Source organism: Fructobacillus sp. CRL 2054, assembly GCF_028764065.1.
GTDB lineage: Bacteria > Bacillota > Bacilli > Lactobacillales > Lactobacillaceae > Fructobacillus.
In genome coordinates, this window is record NZ_JACOFN010000018.1 from 1 (window position 1) to 5350 (window position 5350).

The following is a 5350-nucleotide window of genomic DNA, read 5'->3' on the forward strand; positions in this document are numbered from 1 at the left end:
AAAAAGCATTGACCGAACGGGTCAATGCCGGTATACTAATTATTGTTCCTTGCGAGGGACAAGCGGTTATCAAGTTTTGCTTGATAATCACCAGCAAAACTCATAAAAATAGTTGTTGCACAAGTTGCTAACATCTGTTACAATAAATGAGTTGCCCAATCGGGTTAGCACATTGAAAACTGAACAAAACTTTGAACAAACAAATCTGTAACGAGTAACAGCTTTGACAGCTGTTACTAACAAATTTGCGAAGTCAATTCGTAACAAACAATAAACGGATAGGCGTTATCGGATAGATAACAAATAGTCAGTTTAATCGAAGAGCAATCTTCAAACTTTAACATGAGAGTTTGATCCTGGCTCAGGATGAACGCTGGCGGCGTGCCTAATACATGCAAGTCGTACGAACAGCGGAAAGTGCTTGCACTTTCCAAGTAAGTGGCGAACGGGTGAGTAACACGTGAATAACCTACCTCAAAGTCTGGGATAACCACTGGAAACAGTGACTAATACCGGATAAAACCCAGTAGCACATGCTACAAGGTTAAAAGCTGCGTTTGCAGCGCTTTAAGATGGATTCGCGGTGCATTAGTTAGTTGGTGAGGTAAAGGCTCACCAAGACGATGATGCATAGCCGAGTTGAGAGACTGACCGGCCACATTGGGACTGAGACACGGCCCAAACTCCTACGGGAGGCTGCAGTAGGGAATCTTCCACAATGGGCGAAAGCCTGATGGAGCAACGCCGCGTGTGTGATGAAGGCTTTCGGGTCGTAAAGCACTGTTGTATGGGAAGAACGGGTTCATGAGGAAATGCATGAGCAGTGACGGTACCATACCAGAAAGGGACGGCTAAATACGTGCCAGCAGCCGCGGTAATACGTATGTCCCGAGCGTTATCCGGATTTATTGGGCGTAAAGCGAGCGCAGACGGTTCGATAAGTCTGAAGTGAAAGCCCACAGCTCAACTGTGGAATGGCTTTGGAAACTGTCGAACTTGAGTGCAGTAGAGGTAAGTGGAACTCCATGTGTAGCGGTGGAATGCGTAGATATATGGAAGAACACCAGTGGCGAAGGCGGCTTACTGGACTGCAACTGACGTTGAGGCTCGAAAGTGTGGGTAGCAAACAGGATTAGATACCCTGGTAGTCCACACCGTAAACGATGGATACTAGTTGTTAGAGGGTTTCCGCCCTTTAGTGACGAAGCAAACGCATTAAGTATCCCGCCTGGGGAGTACGACCGCAAGGTTGAAACTCAAAGGAATTGACGGGGACCCGCACAAGCGGTGGAGCATGTGGTTTAATTCGAAGCAACGCGAAGAACCTTACCAGGTCTTGACATCCTTTGAAGGTCTAAGAGATTAGGCTGTCTTCTTCGGAAGCAAAGTGACAGGTGGTGCATGGCCGTCGTCAGCTCGTGTCGTGAGATGTTGGGTTAAGTCCCGCAACGAGCGCAACCCTTATGTTTAGTTGCCAGCATTTAGTTGGGCACTCTAGACAGACTGCCGGTGACAAACCGGAGGAAGGCGGGGACGACGTCAGGTCATCATGCCCCTTATGACCTGGGCTACACACGTGCTACAATGGCGTATACAACGAGCAGCAAACCTGTGAAGGTAAGCGAATCTCTTAAAGTACGTCTCAGTTCGGATTGTAGTCTGCAACTCGACTACATGAAGTCGGAATCGCTAGTAATCGCGGATCAGCATGCCGCGGTGAATACGTTCCCGGGTCTTGTACACACCGCCCGTCACACCATGGGAGTTGGTAATGCCCAAAGCCGGTGGCCTAACCTTCGGGGAGGAGCCGTCTAAGGCAGGACTGATGACTGGGGTGAAGTCGTAACAAGGTAGCCGTAGGAGAACCTGCGGCTGGATCACCTCCTTTCTAAGGATAACCGGAACGTTACAGCGGCTTAGGTGCTAATTTGAATTGTTACAAAGTTTTGTTTAGTTTTGAGTGTGTCTACTCTACCGATTAGGTACGGGGGATTAGCTCAGCTGGGAGAGCACCTGCTTTGCAAGCAGGGGGTCATCGGTTCGATCCCGATATTCTCCATTGACTGGTCAAACAGTCAAGCTTGAACATTGAAAACTGAATAATCAAGAAAATCTTTTAAAATCAAGAAATTGATTCTTAAATAAACCGAGAAACAACACAAGTTCTTTAAAAAAGAACGGTTTAATCGCAGGTCTGAAAAATGACCAACTCATAAAACTGATCCAACTATTAGTAGTTGTGGTTAAGTGAATAAGGGCGCGTGGTGGATGCCTTGGCACTAGGAGCCGATGAAGGACGTGACTAACTACGATAAGCTTCGGGGAGCGGTAAGTACGCTATGATCCGGAGATTTCCGAATGGGGAAACCCAACATTTTAATGTTACTAGTAAGTGAATACATAGCTTACTAGAGGAATACGCTGTGAACTGAAACATCTCATTAGCAGCAGGAGCAGAAAGAAAAATCGATTCCCATAGTAGCGGCGAGCGAAGTGGGAAGAGCCCAAACCAGAGTGCTTGCATTCTGGGGTTGTAGGACTGTCGTTGAGTTACCAAATCAGCATTTAGGTGAAAACGTTGGGAAGCGTTATCAAAGAGGGTGATAATCCCGTAACCGAAAGATGCCTGATCTCCAGACAGTATCCTGAGTACGGCCGGACACGAGAAATCCGGTCGGAATCCGCGGGGACCATCCCGTAAGGCTAAATACTCCCTAGTGACCGATAGTGAACCAGTACCGTGAGGGAAAGGTGAAAAGCACCCCGGAAGGGGAGTGAAATAGTTCCTGAAACCACGACGCCTACAAGAAGTCAGAGCCCGTTAATGGGTAATGGCGTGCCTTTTGTAGAATGAACCGGCGAGTTACGGTATCGTGCAAGGTTAAGGTGGAAAGACCGGAGCCGCAGCGAAAGCGAGTGTGAATAGCGCGAATAGTACGATGCTGTAGACCCGAAACCAGGTGACCTACCCATGGTCAGGCTGAAGGTGAGGTAAAACTTACTGGAGGGCCGAACCGGTGGAAGTTAAAAATTCCTCGGATGAACTGTGGGTAGCGGTGAAATTCCAAACGAACTTGGAGATAGCTGGTTCTCTCCGAAATAGCTTTAGGGCTAGCCTCATTATAAGCATACTGGAGGTAGAGCACTGTTAAGTCTAGGGGCCCATCTCGGGTTACCAAAATTTGATAAACTCCGAATGCCAGATATGTATGAATGGGAGTCAGACGATGAGTGATAAGATCCACCGTCGAAAGGGGAACAGCCCAGACTGCCAGTTAAGGTCCCCAAATATATGTTAAGTGGAAAACGATGTGATAGTGCATAGACAACTAGGATGTTGGCTTAGAAGCAGCCACCATTTAAAGAGTGCGTAATAGCTCACTAGTCGAGTGCCATTGCGCGGAAAATGTACCGGGGCTAAACATATTACCGAAACTGCAGGCGTGTTAACACGCGATAGGAGAGCGTTGTAAGGGCGACGAAGGTAGACCGTGAGGACTGCTGGAGCGCTTACAAGTGAGAATGCCGGTATGAGTAGCGAAAGACAGGTGAGAATCCTGTCCACCGAATGACTAAGGTTTCCTGGGGAAGGCTCGTCCACCCAGGGTTAGTCGGGACCTAAGGCAAGGCCGAGAGGCGTAGTCGATGGATAACAGGTTGAGATTCCTGTACTAGTATAAAGCGTTTGACCGATGGAGGGACGCAGTAGGCTAACAGATCACACGATTGGATGTGTGTCCAAGCAGTAAGTCTTGGTAAGAGTGAAATGCTTTTACCTGTACTGACAAGCTGTGATGGGGAGTGAAATAAAGTAACGAAGTCTGTGACGTCACACTGCCGAGAAAAGCTTCTAGGGAGCAATATACTACCCGTACCGCAAACCGACACAGGTAGTCGAGTGGAGAACACTAAGGTGAGCGAGAGAACCCTCGTTAAGGAACTCGGCAAAATGACCCCGTAACTTCGGGAGAAGGGGTGCTGGTCTCCGGACCAGCCGCAGTGAAAAGGCCCAAGCGACTGTTTATCAAAAACACAGGTTTCTGCAAAATCGTAAGATGAAGTATAGGGGCTGACGCCTGCCCGGTGCTGGAAGGTTAAAAGGAGTGCTTAGACGCAAGTCGAAGGCATGAATTGAAGCCCCAGTAAACGGCGGCCGTAACTATAACGGTCCTAAGGTAGCGAAATTCCTTGTCGGGTAAGTTCCGACCCGCACGAAAGGCGTAACGATTTGGGCACTGTCTCAACGAGGGACTCGGTGAAATTTAAATACCCGTGAAGATGCGGGTTACCCGCGACAGGACGGAAAGACCCCATGGAGCTTTACTGTAGCTTGATATTGAATGTTTGTGCTGCTTGTACAGCATAGGTAGGAGACGTTGAAGATTGGACGCTAGTCTAGTCGGAGTCGCCAAGTGGGATACTACCCTCGTTGTATGAACATTCTAACTCTGGCCGGTTATCCCGGTCGAGGACAGTGTCTGGTGGGCAGTTTGACTGGGGCGGTCGCCTCCTAAAAGGTAACGGAGGCGCTCAAAGGTTTGCTCAGGATGGTTGGAAATCATCTGCTGCGTGTAAAGGCAAAAGCAAGCTTGACTGCGAGAGAGACAACTCGAGCAGGTACGAAAGTAGGACTTAGTGATCCGGTGGTTCCGCATGGAAGGGCCATCGCTCAACGGATAAAAGCTACCCTGGGGATAACAGGCTCATCTCCCCCAAGAGTCCACATCGACGGGGAGGTTTGGCACCTCGATGTCGGCTCATCGCATCCTGGGGCTGTAGTCGGTCCCAAGGGTTGGGCTGTTCGCCCATTAAAGCGGTACGCGAGCTGGGTTCAGAACGTCGTGAGACAGTTCGGTCCCTATCCGTCGCGGGCGTTGGAAATTTGAGAGGAGCTGTCCTTAGTACGAGAGGACCGGGATGGACATACCGCTGGTGTACCAGTTGTTCCGCCAGGAGCATCGCTGGGTAGCTATGTATGGATGAGATAAACGCTGAAAGCATCTAAGTGTGAAACTCGCCTCGAGATGAGATTTCCCATCTAATTAATAGAGTAAGACCCCTCAGAGATGATGAGGTAGATAGGCTAGAAGTGAAAGTGCTGTGAGGCATGGAGCGGACTAGTACTAATCGGTCGAGGACTTAACCAAAGAGTCAAATGAGTGGTTTATTTAGGAAAAAAGAGAAGTAAGGATTATTTAGTTTTGAGTGTAAAAGCTCAAAAGGTGTCGTGTCGATGGCAAAGAGGAACCACCTGTTCCCATCTCGAACACAGAAGTTAAGCTCTTTAGCGCCAAAAGTAGTTGCCGGAACGCTGGCTGCGAGGATAGGACGATGCGATGCCTGTACATAT

The 5350-nt window shown here is 48.8% G+C and carries 1 tRNA gene and 3 rRNA genes; all 4 read left to right on the forward strand.

Features of this window, described 5'->3' with window-relative positions:
* The first annotated feature begins 338 nt into the window (after nucleotides 1–338).
* Nucleotides 339–1888, forward strand: a 16S ribosomal RNA gene (locus H7198_RS06850).
* A 98-nt stretch (nucleotides 1889–1986) separates the two neighbouring features.
* Nucleotides 1987–2059, forward strand: a tRNA-Ala gene (locus H7198_RS06855).
* A 182-nt stretch (nucleotides 2060–2241) separates the two neighbouring features.
* Nucleotides 2242–5147: ribosomal RNA gene (locus tag H7198_RS06860) — 23S ribosomal RNA — on the forward strand.
* 76 nt (nucleotides 5148–5223) lie between these two features.
* A 5S ribosomal RNA gene (gene rrf / locus H7198_RS06865) occupies nucleotides 5224–5340 on the forward strand.
* Together the 16S, 23S and 5S rRNA genes with 1 tRNA gene alongside form the textbook arrangement of a ribosomal RNA operon.
* Nucleotides 5341–5350: the final 10 nt, after the last annotated feature.